The sequence below is a fragment of the Nocardia sp. NBC_01730 genome, assembly GCF_035920445.1.
In the GTDB taxonomy this organism is placed as follows: Bacteria; Actinomycetota; Actinomycetes; order Mycobacteriales; family Mycobacteriaceae; genus Nocardia.
Window position 1 is genome coordinate 5,408,037 of the sequence record NZ_CP109162.1, and the last position, 17,961, is coordinate 5,425,997.

Annotated in this window: 15 protein-coding genes; 11 read left to right on the forward strand and 4 right to left on the reverse strand. The window is 65.4% G+C overall.

The window, feature by feature from the left end:
• Entirely contained in the window at positions 1-1,512 is a 1,512-nt protein-coding gene (locus OHB12_RS22370; protein WP_327110536.1) for an ATP-dependent DNA ligase, read from the reverse strand.
• A 93-nt stretch (positions 1,513-1,605) separates the two neighbouring features.
• On the opposite strand from OHB12_RS22370, the gene ramB reads away from it, so the two are divergent.
• From ramB to OHB12_RS22390, 4 genes are all read left to right on the forward strand, one after another.
• Complete coding sequence (gene ramB / locus OHB12_RS22375) at positions 1,606-3,012, forward strand: acetate metabolism transcriptional regulator RamB (protein WP_327110537.1); 1,407 nt, start codon at positions 1,606-1,608, stop codon at positions 3,010-3,012.
• Positions 3,013-3,572: 560 nt separating this feature from the next.
• Entirely contained in the window at positions 3,573-3,899 is a 327-nt protein-coding gene (locus tag OHB12_RS22380) for a hypothetical protein (protein ID WP_327110538.1), read from the forward strand.
• 58 nt (positions 3,900-3,957) lie between these two features.
• The gene (locus OHB12_RS22385; RefSeq protein ID WP_327110539.1) at positions 3,958-4,236 is read left to right on the forward strand and encodes a hypothetical protein; all 279 of its coding nucleotides are present in this window, start codon (positions 3,958-3,960) and stop codon (positions 4,234-4,236) included.
• Positions 4,229-6,493, forward strand: a complete 2,265-nt coding sequence (locus OHB12_RS22390; RefSeq protein WP_327110540.1) for an N-6 DNA methylase — start codon at positions 4,229-4,231, stop codon at positions 6,491-6,493. The genes OHB12_RS22385 and OHB12_RS22390 overlap by 8 nt, the downstream gene beginning before the upstream one ends.
• 116 nt (positions 6,494-6,609) lie before the next feature.
• Here OHB12_RS22390 and OHB12_RS22395 read toward each other — a convergent pair whose 3' ends face one another.
• The gene (locus OHB12_RS22395) at positions 6,610-7,833 is read right to left on the reverse strand and encodes an MFS transporter (RefSeq protein WP_327110541.1); all 1,224 of its coding nucleotides are present in this window, start codon (positions 7,831-7,833) and stop codon (positions 6,610-6,612) included.
• Between the two features lie 73 nt (positions 7,834-7,906).
• On the opposite strand from OHB12_RS22395, the gene OHB12_RS22400 reads away from it, so the two are divergent.
• On the forward strand, positions 7,907-8,749 hold the full coding sequence (locus OHB12_RS22400) for a TetR/AcrR family transcriptional regulator (RefSeq protein ID WP_327110542.1): 843 nt from the start codon (positions 7,907-7,909) through the stop codon (positions 8,747-8,749).
• A gap of 46 nt (positions 8,750-8,795) precedes the next feature.
• Here the strand turns inward: OHB12_RS22400 and OHB12_RS22405 are convergent, their stop codons facing one another.
• Positions 8,796-10,625 carry an acyl-CoA dehydrogenase gene (locus OHB12_RS22405; RefSeq protein ID WP_327110543.1) on the reverse strand — a complete coding sequence of 610 codons (1,830 nt, stop codon included), beginning with the start codon at positions 10,623-10,625 and terminating at the stop codon, positions 8,796-8,798.
• 420 nt (positions 10,626-11,045) lie between these two features.
• Here OHB12_RS22405 and urtA point away from each other — a divergent pair, with 420 nt between their 5' ends.
• From urtA to OHB12_RS22435, 6 genes are all read left to right on the forward strand, one after another.
• Positions 11,046-12,284, forward strand: a complete 1,239-nt coding sequence (gene urtA, locus OHB12_RS22410; protein ID WP_442800122.1) for an urea ABC transporter substrate-binding protein — start codon at positions 11,046-11,048, stop codon at positions 12,282-12,284.
• A gap of 363 nt (positions 12,285-12,647) precedes the next feature.
• Complete coding sequence (urtB, locus tag OHB12_RS22415) at positions 12,648-13,532, forward strand: urea ABC transporter permease subunit UrtB (RefSeq protein ID WP_327110545.1); 885 nt, start codon at positions 12,648-12,650, stop codon at positions 13,530-13,532.
• Positions 13,529-14,671, forward strand: coding sequence for an urea ABC transporter permease subunit UrtC (urtC, locus tag OHB12_RS22420; protein WP_327110546.1), 1,143 nt, complete (start codon positions 13,529-13,531; stop codon positions 14,669-14,671). The genes urtB and urtC overlap by 4 nt, the downstream gene beginning before the upstream one ends.
• Positions 14,668-15,510: an urea ABC transporter ATP-binding protein UrtD gene (gene urtD, locus OHB12_RS22425; RefSeq protein WP_327110547.1), complete on the forward strand. Its 843-nt coding sequence runs from the start codon at positions 14,668-14,670 to the stop codon at positions 15,508-15,510. The genes urtC and urtD overlap by 4 nt, the downstream gene beginning before the upstream one ends.
• Complete coding sequence (gene urtE, locus OHB12_RS22430) at positions 15,498-16,190, forward strand: urea ABC transporter ATP-binding subunit UrtE (protein ID WP_327110548.1); 693 nt, start codon at positions 15,498-15,500, stop codon at positions 16,188-16,190. The genes urtD and urtE overlap by 13 nt, the downstream gene beginning before the upstream one ends.
• An 8-nt stretch (positions 16,191-16,198) precedes the next feature.
• Positions 16,199-16,906 (forward strand): GntR family transcriptional regulator, encoded by a 708-nt coding sequence (locus OHB12_RS22435; protein ID WP_327110549.1) that lies wholly within the window; start codon positions 16,199-16,201, stop codon positions 16,904-16,906.
• 3 nt (positions 16,907-16,909) lie between these two features.
• Here OHB12_RS22435 and OHB12_RS22440 read toward each other — a convergent pair whose 3' ends face one another.
• On the reverse strand, positions 16,910-17,788 hold the full coding sequence (locus OHB12_RS22440) for an NERD domain-containing protein (RefSeq protein WP_327110550.1): 879 nt from the start codon (positions 17,786-17,788) through the stop codon (positions 16,910-16,912).
• Between the last annotated feature and the right edge of the window lie 173 nt (positions 17,789-17,961).

Sequence of the window (17,961 nt, forward strand, 5' to 3'; positions counted from 1 at the left end):
TCAAGGCAGCAGTGCGCGCACCGTGCCGATGGTGTCGGCCTCGACGGGATCCTTGTCTGGGCGATAGCGCACCACCCGGGCGAAGCGCAGGGCGACGCCGCCGGGATAGCGCGGGCTGATCTGGACACCGTCCAGGGCGATCTCGACGACGAGTTGGGGCCACAGGTACACGGTTGACCGGTCACGTGCCCGCTCGTGCCGCGGGAATTCGGCTGTCTGCCAGTGCAGTAGCGCGTCGGTCAGTCCCTTGAATGTCTTGCCGACCATCACCGGATCGCCGGTTTCCGGATCGCGCGCGCCAAGGTGCAGATTCGACAGGTAGCCGGTGCGGCGACCGTAGCCCCACTCCGCGCCGAGCACGATCAGGTCCAGGGTGTGCGTCGGCTTGATCTTCTGCCAGGCCCGCCCGCGCCTGCCCGCCGCGTACGGTGCGGTCAACGACTTGATCATGACCCCCTCGTGGCCGGCCGCGAGCACACCGTCGAAGTATTCGGCGGCCGCTTCGGCATCGGGCCGGATCAGCGCGGGAATGCTGTACGCCCCGGCCACCTTCGTGAGCGCGGCGCGCCGTTCGGACAGCGGAGCATCGAGCAGGTCCCTGCCGTCCAGGTGCAGACAGTCGAAGAAGTACGGGTGCAGCAGCAACTCCCGGGTGGAACTCACCTCGGCGAAGCGGCTCATGGTCTCCTGGAATGGACGCGGCCGCCCGGAGTCGGTGAGCGCGAGCGTCTCCCCGTCCAGCACGACGCTCGTACACGCCAGCCCCGCGACCAGCTCCACCAGCTCCGGCACCCCCGCGGTGATCTCGCGCAGCGTCCTGGTGAACACCCGGACCTGATCGCCCTCCCGGTGCACCTGGATGCGGGCGCCGTCCATTTTGTGCTCGACACTCACCTCGCCGTCGAATTCGGCAAGCGCCTCATCGAGCGTCGCACCCGGCGAGGCGAGCATCGGCTGGATCGGACGACCGACCTCCAGACGGAACTCGGCAAGCGCCTCGGCTCCGCCGGTGAGCGCGGCCGCGGCGGTGACCGGCAGCTGACCGGAAAGCATGTACGCCCTGCGCACCAAATCCGGCGGCACGTCCGCGGCCTCGGCCACCGCCTCGCTGACGACCGCCGTGAGCGCGCCCTGGCGCAACTCGCCGGTCAGCAGTCTCAGGAGAAAGTCCTGTTCGTCGTGAGTCGCGGCGGACCACAGCGCCGCAAGCAGTTCTTTGCGGCGGGCCGTCGAGCCGGGGCCCGCGGTCTCGGCCAAATCGCTCAGCGCGGAGTTCACCGCCGAAACCGTCAGCGTCGCAACGATTGCCGGTGTGCCATCCATCGCAGTGAGCGTCCGCCAGCCCGTCCCGATCCGACCCTGCGGCAGTTCGCCGGACACCCAGGCGACCACCGCCGCCAACTCCTGCGGCGCGGCCGCCGCCAGCAGCTGTGCCAACGTGGCGATCTTCGTCTTTCGTGACCTGGTCGCGCGAACGGTCCCCGAGGCCTGCACGACATCCGAGAACATCACCTCCCGACGGTAACCCGCGGGTGTGACACATCGCTCCGGCCGACTGCTAATTTTTCCTTGGCAGGCATGCGAAAGCACCCATAAACTGGACATATGGCCAAGACTTACGTCGGAACGCGGCTGCGCCAGCTGCGGACCGAACGAGAGCTGAGCCAGGTCTCACTCGCCCAGAAGCTGGAGATCTCGGCGAGCTATCTCAACCAGATCGAACATGACGTGCGCCCGCTGACCGTACCGGTGTTGCTGAAGATCAGCGAGGTATTCGGCGTCGACGCGACGTTTTTCTCCTCCCAGGACGACACCCGGCTCATCGCCGAACTCCAGGAGGTCGTGATGGACCAGGAGCTGGGCATCGAGGCCGACACCCAGGAGATCGCGGACATGATCTCGGCGCACCCGAGTATGGCCCGCGCGCTGGTGAACATGCACAACCGCTACCGCAACACCTCCGCCCAGCTGGCGGCCGCCACCGAGGACCGGTTCGCCGACGGAGCGGGCAGCGCGGCGATCAGCAAGCCGCACGAGGAAGTGCGCGACTACTTCTACCAGCGGCAGAACTACATCCACGCATTGGACACGGCCGCGGAGGAACTCACCGCCCGCATCCGCTTCCACGGTGGTGACGTGAACAGCGAGGTCGCCAGGATGCTGCGGGCGCACGGCGTGCGGATCCTCGAACGCATCGACCTCGGCGAGGGCGTGCTGCACCACTACGACCCACAGACCCAGCACCTGGAGATCGCGCCTCACCTCTCCGGCGGGCAACGCACTTTCAAGCTGGCCGCCGAGCTGGCCTACTTCGAGTGCGGGGAGCTGCTCGAAAAGCTGGTCGACGAGGGTAATTTCGCGTCCGAGGACGCCCGCAAGCTGGCCATGCTCGGCCTTGCCAACTACTTCGCTGCGGCAATGGTCCTGCCGTACAAGCATTTCCACGAGGTCGCCGAGGATTTCCGCTACGACATCGAGCGGCTGTCGGCGTTCTTCACCCAGAGCTACGAGACCATCTGCCACCGGCTGTCCACTCTGCAACGGCCGGCACTGCGCGGCGTCCCGTTCTCCTTCGTCCGGGTCGACCGGGCGGGAAATATGTCGAAACGCCAGTCCGCCACCGGCTTCCACTTCTCCGCCAGCGGCGGCACCTGCCCGCTGTGGAACGTCTACGAGACCTTCGCCTATCCCGGCAAGATCATGACGCAGATCGCCCAGATGCCCGACGGCCGCAAATACCTTTGGGTGGCCCGCACGGTGGAGCGCCGCGCCACCCGCTACGGGCAGCCGAGCAAGACCTTCGCGATCGGCCTCGGTTGCGAACTGCGACACGCAGGCCGCGTGATCTACGCCGACGGTATCGATCTGGACGAAGTCCAAGCCACCCCGATCGGCGCGGGCTGCCGCGTCTGTGAACGCGCCAACTGCCCCCAACGCGCCTTCCCACCCCTCGGCAAGGTCCTCGACATCAGCGAACACCGCAGCTCGGTCTCCCCCTACGTGCTGAAGTAGTCGCCCCCTCACCGGTCACCGCGAACTTCGAATGCCTGGCAGGACGTCGCCTTGGCGCGAGGAGTGAATAGACCCGGCGACACCCTTCCCCCGAAAACGTAAGGACCCACCAGCCGCGCGACTGGTGGGTCCTTGGCGTCAACCGACCGGACTTGGATCTGTGATACTCAGAGGGCCCCAGTCAGCTTGATCTGTGAACTCAGCAAGGGTCGCCCAATGAGCGTGCATCCTTGTGAGATCAAGCGCCCCTGAGCTAAGCAGGTACTTGAAATGCGCAGATGCGTTTCCAAGAGCCGTTCCCGGTCGTGTATCCGCCTGCCACAGCAGCTGTTCACAAATTGTGCGTATACCGAGTACTTGTTAAGCGATTCGGTTGCCGCTACGCTATGAACCACGCCAGTTCGACAATCGAGATGGAACGCTTCGACGCAGTCACTCGAGAACTGACCAAGGCAAAGCGATGCCCCGGGTGGCATGCCGGAGCAGAGGCGAACCCGGGGCGTACTCCTGTATTGTAGCGCAACTTTGCGGTGCCCTGAACCGGATGCGAGGCAAGCAAGATGGTGACCGAACCCGACTGGATCCGCGACGCCCTGTCGCAGGCGAGGTTCGCGCCATACCTGGCTAAGACTGGTGGTGACATCGACACTGCGATCCGGTTGTACTGGTGGAATATCGATATCTCGGCGGCGTTCTATACCCCTCTTCACTGCCTCGAATTGGCCCTGCGCAACGCGGTGCACCAACGGCTGACCGATGAGTTCAAACGCCAAGACTGGTGGGGAGTCGCTCAACTGCGCGAGCCCGGACTGCAGATGGTGACCAGCGCTCGAAGTAAGCGCACTGGGCGTGGGGGGCAAATACACAGCCGACGACATCGTGGCTGAACTGTCCTTCGGGTTCTGGGTTTCACTCACCAGCAAGACGTATGACCGTAGTTTGTGGGTGCCGTACCTGCACAGGGCTTTTCCCTTGTATCGCGGTCCGCGCGGGCGCTTGCACTACGACCTGCAAACGATGCGGCTGTTCCGAAACCGGATCATGCACCACGAACCGATCCATCACCGTCATCTGGAAGCCGATCATCAAACGATCCTTCGCCTGTTGGGCTACCTGTCGCCCAGCTTGATCGACCAGTTGGAGTCGTACGATCAGGTCGTGCCTACGCTCGGCCGACGGCCCGATCGCACGACGCTGCTCACACGAGGAGCGAGAGATGAGTGACGAAAGTGGCTACGTCACTCTGAAAGACATAGCCGATCGGGCCGAAGTCCGGCTCAGCGCCGTCAGCAACTGGCGCACGCGGCACGCTGATTTCCCAAAGGGACACACCGTTTCTGGACGTGAAGTGTTCGAGATAGGCGACGTCGCGCGTTGGCTACAAAGAAGAAAGGTTCCGCGCAACAGGCTCAAACCCGACGAGCGAGCGGATACCAGCTACGCCGACCGCGTCTTACGCAACGCGGAGACCTCCGAGATGACAGGCACGAGCCCGGCGCCTCGGGAGGCGGAACACCCAAAATCAGACAGCCCGGCTCTGCTGTGGGCAGCAGCCAACAAAATGCGCGGTACGCATGACACAGCTTCGTCCCTCGAATTGTTGCTCGGCTTGGTATACGTCAAGACCTGCCATACCGACATCTGGCGATCGCTGATCGAGTCCTCGGACTGGCTCGAGTTCCGCAGTCTGCTCGAAGAAGTGTCGATACCCTTGGGAGCGGACACCCAGTCCGTTCCGGTGTTCCGGACGATGAAGCACACGCCCGACCCGTCCCTGATCGAAGCCGCGCACCTCATCGACCAAATCGATTTCAGCGAAGGTGGTCCTGAATCGACTCCGGGGCGCATCGGGGAAGCCATACTTGCCAACCTGGAACGCGACATGGGTCGCAGCGGCGGCTATTTCACACCCCCAGATGTCGCCCGGTGCCTGGTTGAACTAATCGATCCAAGTTCTTCTGATCATGTATACGACCCGGCCTGCGGGTCCGGCGAATTGCTGAGTGCTGCGGCCATACATGCCAACCGTCTGAGCGGTTCGCTAGATGGTTGGCAGGTTTACGGCCAGACACCACTCGAGTGGTCGTGGCTGACCAGCAGGATGAACCTCGCGCTTCATGGCATCGAGGCTGACCTGAGCATGCCGAGTAACGCGCTGATCGAGGACCGGTTCCCGGAGCGCCGGTTCAGCCGGATTATCGCGAACCCACCATTCAACCTGCGTGTGGACCTGCCGCAAAACCGGACGTGGCCGTTCGGAGATCCGCCCTCGCACAACGCCAACTTCGCCTGGCTGCAGCATGTGGTCACCAAGCTGGAGCCGATGGGGCGAGCAGCAGTGCTGATGCCTGCAGGCGCGGCCTTCGCACGAAGCGCTATCCGCGGGCGCATGGTCGCGGCCGGCGTGATTGAGTGTGTCATCGCGTTGCCGCGTCAGCTATTCAGATTCACCAGCATTGCGACCATGGTGTGGATCCTGCGTGGGCTTGAAACCACCGCAGAGTTCTCGGAGATGTTGTTCATCGATGCTCGGGACCTTGGCGAAATGGTCGACCGTACGGAACGGCGGCTCAGCGCGGATGACATCAAGCGAATTGTCGACGAGTACAACACGTGGCGAGGCAGCGGCGAGTCCAGAAAATTCACCGGAAACGATGGCTTCTCGCGAGCCGTTGATCACGAAGAGATTAGCGAGAACAATTACAACTTGGAGCCGGCCCACTATGTCAGTACGCCCAGCCAGAGGCCGGATACAGCACAGCTGATCACAGAACTAGGAGCCCTGCGGAACGAGTTCGATGATCTCAGCAAACGCGCCGATACGTTGCGCACGACTCTGGAGGCTCGCCTAGCTGCAGTCGTAGCTGGACATCACTCGAGCAGGGAGGGGCAGTCTGTCCGGCTCGAAACTCTATGCGACGTACTTCCAGGTCCGGGCACTGTGTCGAGAAGCGGTCACGAACAGTGCTGGATACCGTTGGTACTGCCACGCAACATCAACAACAATCGGATCGGGTATGAAAATCTAGACGTGGTGCCACCGGCTGTGGCCGAGCGAATGGCCAGATACCGACTGGTCAGCGGAGACATCGTTACCGCACGTGCGGGCACACTTGGGCGGTACGGCCGGGTACTGGAAGAACAGACCGGATGGCTGCTTGGGCCTGGGTGCGTTCGACTACGCCCGAAGGGCAACGCAGACGCCGACTATCTGACCTACTACTTGAGCAGCCCCATCGCCCTCGACTGGCTCATGGAGCATGCGACCGGCTCAGCCATCCAGCACGTCAACGCGGCGACTATGCGAGAGATGCCGATCTGGCTTCCGTCTCTGACGACGCAGCGCACAATCATCGAAGTTCTGGACCCATTCCACAGGGCAGCATCGACTCACAACCAGATCAGCACGAACACAAGGAAACTTCACAACACACTCCTAGCAATGCTGATGTCGCCAGCCACAGCACCCGAGATCGAGTAACCGGGCCCAGGAAGGAGCCGTGTCCGCAGTCACCTCCTCAGCCCTTCAACCGAACACCACACTGGTTTGTTGGACTCGCGGCAGGTGCCATACGCAGCGCCGCAGGCGCTGCAAAATTACACAACCCAATGGATACGCAGGCCGACCAAGGTCATCCCGAAGGCGCCGACCAGGAGCAGGGCGAGGGTCCAGGCGAGGGCCGAAAAGCCGTGTGGCGCAGCGGCCGCGGCGACCAGCGGGCCCACGGTGGCACCCACGTAAAAGCTGAACATGGCGACCGACATGGCGGCGGCACGCGACTCGCCACCCAATTCGCCCGCGCTCTGCAGGACCGCGGGGGCGATGATGCCGAGGCCGCCGACCAGGATCGCGAGCAGCACGGTGAGCACCGCGAGGTGTGTCCCCTCGAACGTTGCCGCCACCATCGCCGAGGCCGCGATCAGGACGCCGAGCACGATCTGACCGTGCTTCGACAGCCGGGCCAGCGGGATGGCCAGCAGCGGCAGTGCCACCATCACCGGGAGCGCTCCCGCACGCAGGGCGAGCAGGTCACCCGATCCCTTGACGATGCCGGTGAGTTCGAGGCCGGTGTAGATCCCGACCATCACCGCCATGCTCATCGCACCGGCCACGAGCAGCGGAAGCAGCGGCTTGATGCGCAGCACCGCGGGGATCGCGGCATAGCTGTGCCGCAGCGGAAGGTGTCGGCCGGTTGGCACGTCGCCGAGCATCACGCTGCGCAACACCAGCGCCAGCACGGCGAAAACAACAGCGGCGCCGATGAATACGGCGTGCCACGGGAAAGAGCCGACTACCGCCTGCGAGACGATCTGCGCGACCACAGTCGCCGCGAGGAACGATGTCGCCACCGACATGGTGGCCACCGCGCGGTGCGCGGGGGCGATGCGTGTGGCCACGTAGGCCATGATCGCGGGCGGAATCGAGCCGACGACCAGCCCCTGCGCCACTCGCAGGCCGACGGCCAGTGGCGCACTGAACGCCAGTCCGGTCAATAGAGTGACCACCGAGGCGGCCAGCATGCCGGTGACCAGTACCCGGCGGTGGCTGTAGCGGTCGGACAACGGGCCGAACAACACGAAGCCGCCCGCGTAGCCGAACGCGAACGCGCTGATGATCCAGGTCATCACGCCGGACCCGACGCTCCAGTCGGCTTTCATGGCGTTGAAAAGGGGGATCGGGACGTACATCTGGCCGGTGGCCATCAGGGCGGACAGCACAAAGACGGGCAGCGTGCGCCCGGTGTGGGCGCGTGGCGACGCGTAGCGGTGACGCGTCATGGCCGGGGTGTCGGCCGGAAGCTGATAGGTGGGCGTAGCCATCTCATGACAGTAAGTCTGCCGCACTCGCGCTGTCAACCAAATAGTTGGTTTAATGAAATGGTAAAGTGTGCCCATGACTGCCACGATGAAACGAAGCGACGCGACCAAGCAGGCCCTCCTGCGCGCCGCGCGCGACGAATTCGCGCAGTACGGCTTGGCCGGCGCCCGGGTCGACCGCATCGCGGAGGCGGCGGGCGTGAACAAGGAACGCATCTACGGCCTGTTCGGCAGCAAGGACAAGCTGTTCGACGTCATCCTCATCGAGACCATGCGCGAGTTCCTGGACGTGGTCAAACCGTTGGCCGACACCGAACCGGGCGCCTACGTCGGCAAGCTGTTCGACTACCACCGGCACAACCCACAGCTGCTGCGGCTGCTGCTCTGGGAGGCGCTGCACCGCGGCGCTGACGCGCATGACATCGATGGCTGGCGCGCCGAGCATTATGTGCGCAAATTCGACCGCGCCCAAGAGCAATTCGACGTGGACTCCAGTCGCGCGGGCCGCCTGCTGCTCGCACTGTGCGGCCTGGCCAACTGGTCGCACGCGGTGCCGCAGACCACCCGGCTACTGCTCGGCGAGGCCGCCGCGGAGGACAAGGACGCGACCCGTGAGTTCATGATGGAGTTCGCCAGGGCGGCTATGCGGCGCGACCCAGCCGCGGACGCCGACGAAGCGTCCCTCCCGGAAGTCGAATTGGTCAACACCTTGACCGCTGGCGAGACGTCCGAGGTGGACCTGGCGGCACGCCGCCTGCGCGACGCTCGAGCGGCCACTGAAGCCGCCCGCGACGACCTCGCCGCCGCCTTGCGCACCGCCCACGCCGAGGGCGCGAGCGCCAACCAACTGGCCAGACAGGTCTCCGGCACCCTCTCCCGCCCAGTCGTACTGAGACTCCTGTCCACACCCAGCACCTGACCGCGGTACACGCGAGAATGTCTCGCTATGGTCTGTTGTTCGCGGATCAGAAGGCTGCCTCGTCCAGGTTCATGATGTCGTTGTCGAGGGTGGTGACGACTTCCTTTACCGCCGTTAGCTGCGGTAGCACGTTCTTGGCGAAGAAGCTTGCTACAGCAACCTTTCCGGTGTAGAAGGCACGGTCCTTCGCCGGTGCGTCGGCCGCGAGGGCCGCGGCCGCGATCTCCGCTTGGACCAGCAGTCGCCAGCCGATGAGCAGGTCACCGACCGCGAGCAGGAAGCGCACCGAGCCGAGGCCGATTTTGTACAGTTCGGTCGGCGACTGTTGCCCGGCCATCAGAAAGCCGGTGAGCGTGGCGGTCATCGCCTGCACGTCGGCCGAGGCCGTGTGCAGCAACTGCCGCTCGGCCTCGAACCGGCCGGTCTTCGCATCGAGGAAGGCCGCGATCCGGCGGTTGAGGTGGCCGAGCGCCGCGCCCTTGTCGCGGACGATCTTGCGGAAGAAGAAGTCCTGTGCCTGGATGGCGGTGGTGCCCTCGTACAGCGAGTCGATCTTCGCGTCCCGGATGTACTGCTCGACCGGGTAATCCTGCAGATAACCCGAGCCGCCGAAGGTCTGCAGCGACTCGGTCAGGTACTGATAGGCCCGCTCGGAACCGACGCCCTTGACGATCGGCAGCAGCAGGTCGTTCACCCGGTGCGCGACGTCGGCGTCGGCGCCCGAAACCAGCTGCGCCACATCGGCGTTCTGGTGGGCGGCGGTGTACAGGTACACCGCGCGCAGCCCCTCGGCGTACGCCTTCTGGGTCGCCAGCGAACGACGCACGTCCGGATGCTGACTGATGGCGACCCGGGGCGCGGCCTTGTCGGTCATCTGGGTCAGATCTGCGCCCTGCACCCGCTCCTTGGCGTAGTCGAGGGCGTTCAGGTAGCCAGTCGAGAGCGTTCCCGAGGACTTGATGCCGACCATCATGCGCGCGTTCTCGATCACCTGAAACATCTGCGCGATGCCGTTGTGCACCTCGCCGACCAGCCAGCCCTTGGCAGGCACGTCGGCGCCACCGAAAGTCAGCTCGCAGGTGGGCGAGGACTTCAGGCCCATCTTGTGCTCGACCCCGGTGACATACACACCGTTGCGGTCGCCGAGTGCCAGCGTCTCAGGGTCGAACAGGAACTTCGGCACGTAGAACAACGAGAGGCCCTTGGTGCCAGGGCCCGCCCCCTCCGGCCGGGCCAGCACCAGGTGGAAGACATTCTCGGCGGTGTCGCCGACCTCGGCACCCGAGATGAAGCGTTTCACGCCTTCGATGTGCCAGGACCCGTCCTCCTGCCGGATGGCTTTGGTGCGGCCTGCGCCGACGTCCGAGCCCGCGTCCGGCTCGGTCAACACCATGGTGCCCTGCCAGCCCTTCTCGAGGCCGAGAGTGGCCCAGTGCTTCTGCTGCTCGGTGCCGACGTTGTACAGCACGGAGCCCATCACCGGACCCATGTTGAAGAAGGAGGCCGAGGGGTTGGCGGAGGTGATCATCTCCGCGACCGCCCATACCAACGCCGCGGGCGCGGGGATGCCACCCATGCCCTCCGGCATACCCAAACGGCTCCAGCCCGCGTCCCGCACGGCGGCGACCGTCTTACGAAGCGGCTCAGGAACGGAGAGGGAGAAGGTGTTCGCGTCGTAGACCACCGGCTCGCGGTCGGCCGCCGCGAAGGATTCCGCGACGGGCCCCTCGGCCAGCCGCCGCACCTCGGACAGGATCTCGCGGGCCGTGTCGGAGTCGAGGTCACCATAGGCGCCGGTATCCAGGAGCTTGTCCAGCTCGAGCACTTCGAACAGGTTGAACTCGATGTCTCTCAGGTTCGCCTTGTAGTGCCCCACCTTGTCCTCCTCGACTCGAGACCGCACTGCCGTTGTGCGGATCGCGGGTTCTGACGTCGTACAAATCGAAGCGTGCCGCACGTCGGTGACGCTACGCAACCGTAGACACACCACCCCCAGGCAGCGTGGGGTTCTGCCCGACCTCGCACCAGTTCACCCACTGTCGACCGCAAAACGTTCACATCGGCGAAACAGACGAAACCGACTCGTGACCGGGAGATATTCCGGTGCAACAACTCCTCTCTACCGTTCGCATCACGAATACAGCCGCTGTATACGGCGCGGTCTACAGCCATGACCGGCGCGAAAGGCGGCGTATTCGATGCGGCGCGAACCCAGCGCCGCCGCACTACCTGATGAGGAGAAGGGTTCCGCCCCATGCCAGATTCCCGTGCCAGCCATCGACACCGCTCCACGCGCATGATCAAGGCCTTGGCGGTGCCGACCGCGATCGCGCTCGCCGGCCTGTTGCTGACTGCCTGTGGCGCCAAAGACGACGCCTCGACTACCGGCTCGAACGCCGTGTCCTGCGTCGACACGTCGAAGGACACGATCAAGGTCGGTTCGCTGCACTCGCTGTCCGGCACCATGGCCATTTCCGAGGTCACCGTCGCCAACTCGACCAAGCTGGCCGTGGACCAGATCAACGCCGCGGGCGGCGTGCTGGGCAAGAAGGTCGAACTGGTGCTCGAGGACGGCGCCTCGGACCCGAAAACCTTCGCGGAGAAGGCGGAGAAGCTGATCAGCTCCGACTGCGTCGCGGCGGTGTTCGGCGGGTGGACCTCGTCGAGCCGTAAAGCCATGAAGCCGAAGTTCGAGAGCCTGAACTCGCTGCTCTACTACCCGGTCCAATACGAGGGCCTGGAGGACAGCAAGAACATCTTCTACACCGGCGCGACCACCAACCAGCAGATCATCCCGGCGCTCGACTACCTGAAGCAGAAGGGCATCACCTCCCTCTACCTGGTCGGCAGCGACTACGTCTTCCCGCAGACCGCCAATCGCGAGATCAAGGCTTACGCCGCTGCCAACGGCATCGAGATCAAGGGCGAGGACTACACCCCGCTGGGTTCGACCGACTTCTCCACCATCGTGAACAAGGTCCGCGCCGCGAAGGCCGGCGCGGTGTTCAACACCCTCAACGGCGACTCCAACGTCGCCTTCTTCCGCGAGTACACCAACGCGGGCCTGAAAGCCGCTGACATGCCGGTGGTTTCGGTATCCATCGCCGAAGAGGAAGTCGCGGGCATCGGCGCGCAGAACGTCGCAGGACAGCTGACCGCCTGGAACTACTACCAGACCGTCGACACCCCCGTGAACAAGAAGTTCGTCGCGGACTACAAGGCCGCGTATGGCGCCGACAAGCCGACCTCGGACCCGATGGAAGCCGCCTACGCGTCGGTCTATCTGTGGAAGAACACCGTCGAGAAGGCGAAGTCGTTCAAGGTGGCGGACATCCAGGCCGCCGCCGACGGCGTGACCTTCGAGGCGCCGGAGGGCCTGGTCACCATCGATGGCTCCAACCACCACATCACCAAGACCGCCCGCATCGGCGAGATCCGTCCGGACGGACTCATCTACACCGTGTGGGACTCGGGCAAGGCAGTCACACCGGACCCGTACCTGAAGTCCTACGACTGGGCCGAGAACCTGAAGTAGATCTGTGTTGAATTCGCAGCACCTGCGGAGCTGTGTGTTCGCGGTCCGTGAAGCCAAGCACTACCCGCCCGCGACCGGCTCGCATCCGAGCGACCGACGCGGTCACGAGTCCCGCCGGCTCATACGCGAGCCACCGAAGAAGCCGCAAACATGCACCGCCGCACATCCACCCGACACGACCACATCGGCCCCACTCCCGCTTCCGAGCGCAGCGAGACCGAGCATTGCCCCGTTCGCGGCCCGGCTCGCGTCCGAGCGGCCGACGCGTCCGCGACGAAGTCGCCAGCGGCGGTCGCTCGGACGCGAGCCAAAGGGGGCCGCGAACACGCCGCGCCCGCGCGGCCAAAAACACCGGAGTTCCTTATGGACGTTGTGATCGGCCAGCTCTTCACGGGGCTGAGCCTGGGATCGATTCTCTTACTTGCCGCGCTCGGGCTTTCGCTGACCTTCGGTCAGATGGGCGTGATCAACATGGCGCACGGCGAGTTCATCATGGCCGGGTGCTACACGACTTACGTGGTGCAGAAGGTCATCTCGTCGGCGGGTGTCTCGCTCGTCGTCTCGCTGCTCATCGGCTTTCTCGTCGGCGGGCTGCTCGGCGCGGCGTTGGAGATGGGCCTGATTCGCTGGATGTACGACCGACCGCTGGACACCTTGCTGGTCACCTTCGGTGTCGGGTTGGTGTTGCAGCAGCTTGCCCGTGACATCTTCGGCGCGCCAGCCAAGAACGTCGTCGCACCCGGATGGCTCAGCGGCGGCGTCACGATTGTGGGGGCGGTGGTGCCGAAGACCCGCATCTTCATTCTCGTCCTCGCGGTCGTCGCGGTGACCGCGCTTGCCGCGGTGCTCAAAACGACGCCGCTGGGACGGCGCATCCGCGCGGTGGTGCAGAATCGGGGTCTGGCCGAGACCTCCGGCGTCTCCAGTCGTTTCACCGATATCAGCACCTTCTTCATCGGGTCCGGGTTGGCCGGCGTCGCAGGTGTCGCGCTCACGCTGATCGGTTCCACGAGCCCGACCATCGGCCAGAGCTACCTGATCGACGCGTTCCTCGTCGTGGTCATCGGCGGGCTCGGCCAGATCAAGGGCACGGTGATCGCGGCGTTCGCCCTAGGCCTGCTCAATTCCTATATCGAATATTCGACCACCGCGTCCATCGCGAAGGTCATCGTCTTCGTCATCATCGTCATCTTCTTGCAGGTCCGTCCACAGGGTTTGTTCACCGTCCGCACAAGGAGCCTGGCTTGACTTCGCTCGTACAACGGTGGCGCGCGCACTCCTCGCTCACCGCGCCGGCCGGTTTCGCGGTCGCCGCTCTGCTGCTGTTCGCGGTCGCCCCCGCGGTGCTCAGCGACTTCCGGCTCAACTTGCTCGCGAAGTTCCTCTGCTTCGCGATCGTCGCGGTCGGCATCGGATTGGCCTGGGGCCGTGGCGGAATGCTGACTCTCGGTCAGGGTGTGTTCTTCGGCATCGGCGCCTACGTCATGGCGATGCATCTGCAGATGGCCGACGCGGCCCGGCTCGGCAACGACGTGCCGGAGTTCATGGAGATCGCAGGTATCCGCGAATTGCCCTCGTTCTGGCAGCCGTTCGCGTCCGCTCCGGTGGCGCTGCTCGGCATTCTCGTGCTGCCCGCGCTGATCGCCGCGGTGCTCGGCTACGGCGTGTTCAAGCGCCGGGTCAAGGGCGCTTACTTCGCCATCCTCAGCCAGGCGCTTGCCGCCGCACTTGCCATCCTGCTCACCGGCCAGCAAACCATCGGCGGCTTCACTGGCCTGTCGGATTTCCGCGCCTTCTTCGGCTTCAAGCTGTCCGACCCGGCGAATCGGCAGATGCTGTTCTTCATCGCGGCGGGCACTCTGCTGGTGGTGGTCGCGCTGGTGCGGCAGCTGATGCACAGCAGGTATGGCGAACTGCTCGTCGCCGTGCGCGACCAGGAGGAGCGGGTGCGCTTCCTGGGTTACGACCCGGCGAACGTGAAGATCGTCGCCTACGTGGTCGCCGCGTTCTTCGCGGGCATCGCCGGTGCGCTGTTCACTCCGATCGTCGGCATCATCTCGCCCGCCGACATCGGCGTCGTTCCGTCCATCGCGTTCCTCATCGGCGTCGCGATCGGCGGCCGCACCACCCTGCTCGGGCCGGCGCTGGGCGCGATCGGCGTGGCGTGGGCTCAGACGGCGTTCTCCGAGGAGTTCCCCTCCGGCTGGACTTACCTGCAAGGCGTGCTGTTTATCGTGGTGGTCGGCTTCGTCCCGGCCGGACTCGCCGGACTGTGGCCGATGCTGAAGAGCCTGCCGAACAGCCGGTTTCGGCGTTCGGCGCCGATCGTGGTGACCGAAGCGCTACCCGAGACCGAACCCGAGGCGGAGAAGGTGAAATCCCGATGACCGAGACGAAGCGACCCGAACTCGGCAGCAATGCCGGCATGTCCAGCGAGTACCTCGAAATCCGCGGCTTGTCCGTGAGTTTCGACGGCTTCAAGGCCGTCACCGACGTGGACCTGACGGTGTTGCAGGGCGACCTGCGCTTTCTCATCGGCCCCAACGGGGCGGGCAAGACCACGCTCATCGACGCGATCACCGGACTGGTCCCCGCGACCGGATCAGCGCAGAAGACCGGCGTCGAACTGCTCGGTAAGAAGGTGCACCAGATCGCCAGACTCGGCATCGGGCGGACGTTTCAGACCGCGAGTGTGTTCGAGCAGCTCAGCGTGCTACAGAATCTCGATATCGCGGCGGGCGCGGGCCGCTCGGCGCTCACCATGCTGCGGCGGCGCAAGTCGGTACTGCCCGGCATCGAGGAGGCGCTCGAGACCATCGGCCTCGGCGACCTGCGCGACCAACCCGCGGGGGTGCTGGCACACGGGCAGAAGCAGTGGCTGGAGATCGGCATGCTGCTGGTGCAGAACGCCTCGGTGCTGCTGCTGGACGAACCGGTCGCGGGCATGAGTGCCGAAGAGCGCGAGGAGACCGGGAACCTGTTGCGCCGGATCGGCGCCGAACGCGTCGTCGTGGTGGTCGAGCACGACATGGACTTCATGCGCGCCTTCGCCACGTCGGTGACCGTGCTGGCGGGCGGCGCAGTGCTCAGCGAGGGCACTGTCGAGAAGGTGCAGGCGGACCCGAGGGTGCAGGAGGTGTACCTGGGTACCGCCGCGGCCGTCGGGACGGAGCTGGAAGACGAAACGACCATGCAGGGCAAGGAGTCCGCTGAATGCTCGAGCTGATCGATATCCACTCCGGCTATGGCCGTACCGAGGTGATCCACGGCGTCTCGGTGACGGTTCCGGACGACAGCGTGGTCGCCGTCATGGGACACAATGGGGCGGGGAAGACCACGCTGCTGCGCACCGCCGTCGGCCTGATCGGCGCGAAGTCGGGGCGGATCGAATTCGACGGAGAGACCGTCACCAAGCTGTCCCCGTCTCGGCGGGTGCGCCGCGGTATCGCCTACGTACCGCAGGGACAGCAGAGTTTTCCACAGCTGACCACCGCCGAGAACCTGCAGGTCGTCGCGGACGGACGCAAGCGAGGCAAGGCACTGATCGACGAGTCGCTCGACCTGTTCCCCGCACTGCGTGACCTGCTCACCCGCAAAGCGGGTCTGCTTTCCGGGGGCCAGCGCCAGCAACTCGCGATCGCGCGGGCATTGATCACCGAGCCGAAGCTGCTCATCCTCGACGAGCCGACCGAGGGCATCCAGCCGTCGGTGGTCGCCGAGATCGAGAGCACCATCATCGATCTCACCCGGCGCGGCGGGCTGAGCGTGCTGCTGGTCGAGCAGCACATCGGCTTCGCGCTGCAGGCCGCGCAGCGCTACTACGTCCTGCGATCCGGCCGGATCACCTCCACCGGGGCCGGCGGCGCGGGCGCGGAGACCGCGGTCCGCTCGGCGATGGCGATCTGAGCGCCGCCATGACCCGCCACAGTGGTCGGATCCCGTTGAGCGAGCGCGTGTACGACTCGCTGCGCCGGGATCTGGCCACCGGAGCGATTGTGCCGACCGAACGGCTCGGCGAAGAACGTCTCGCCGAGATCTACCAGGTGTCGCGCACCCCGGTGCGCGAGGCTCTTGCTCGGTTGCAAGCCGAGGGGCTGGTCGAGCGGCTCTCCGACGGCCTGTACCCGTACCGGCCTCGGATCGACGAACTCGATCACCTCTATGAGTTGCGGATTGTGCTGGAGGCCAGTGGGATTCAACGGGGGCGGACCGGCGGACCCGCGTCGACGCCAGCACACGACCTGGATCTGGTGCGCGCGGAACTCAAAACCTGGCGTGCGTTGCGCGACGATCCGCCCGATCCGGGTCCCGGGCTGGTGGCCGCCGACGAACGGTTCCACACCACGCTGCTTGCCGCGGCGGGCAACGCCGCCCTTGCCGACGCGCTCACCGCGGTGCATGTCCGAGTACGGCCGGTACGCACGCTGGACCTGCCCACCCCGGACCGGATCGCCACGATGACCGCCGAGCACATCGCGATCGCGGAGCAGTTGCTGATCGGGGCGGTCGACGCCGCGCTGGAGACCCTCACCACCCATATCGACACCTCGCGGGCACATGTGCTCGCCCGCGCGCAGCATGCGCTGCGGCTCACCAAACTGGGCAGGGCCGTGCGAGATTGATGCTCAGCAGTTCGACTGGAACGGCCAGCACTCGGCCGGACGGTACGGCGGCGGCGACGGTGTCGGGCTGGTCGTGGTGGTGTCGGCCGCCGGGGCCGGCTGCGCCGAATCGTGGGCAAGCGCGGTGACGATCACTCCCAGCACGAGCACCATGCCGACAACCGCGACGGCTACCACGGTCCAGCCCGCGTACGCCTGCCGTTTGGTCGCGACGCCCGGCGTCGGCTCGACTCGCGGTTTCGGTTGGCGCGCAATGGTTGTCGTCGGCGTCGGCGCGTTCTCCTCGAATCCCGCGTCGATCAACTCGGTGCGGGCCGGTGCGAGGCCGGCGAGGCCGAGCGCGTTGCACGCGCCGATCACCCGGTCCGCGGTCCAATTGCGCGGGCCTGCGGAGAACCCCTCCAGATAGATGCGCAGCTCGGTCGCGTCCGCGACATTGCCGACGACGACGTCCAGGCCTGGCCGCAGGTTGGTGCGCGAAGGGCGCACCACCGCACCGCGAAACGGAATGAGCACGACGGCTCCACAGATGTGGCCCGGGTCCTGTAGCGACCGCTCGAGCATGTGCTTCACGGCGTAGATGCCGTGTTCCACTCGATCGGACGGACTTCCGGAATCGAGGTGATCCAGCTCCACCGGGGCATCGCTGATCTTCCACGGCCCGTCGGCGGGAATGCTCAGGACGCCGCTCTGCCTGCGTTCGAAACCGTGCACCTCGAGCACGGTGAGCCCCCGCGGCGTGCAGACCACCGCGTCGATCCGCCGGTTGTCCGCCTCCAGATCGATCATGGCGAGGCCGGTCGTCGGATACGACCGCAGGCACGCGACGAATTCCTGCTCGGCGCCGGAAAGCTGCGCTCCGGGCCTGATCCTCACCAGCATCTGTTCCCCTGCCGACCTGTTGCGTACACCTGGGTGCGGGCATCCCTTTGTGGCCGCGGCGACTCGCACCGGTACTGATGATGACGGGGTAACCCGCCGAAAACCACTGGAAAGCAAAAGAATGCTTCCGCGATTCGCGGCCTACCGCAAGGTAGGCTCACAACTCGGCCGGC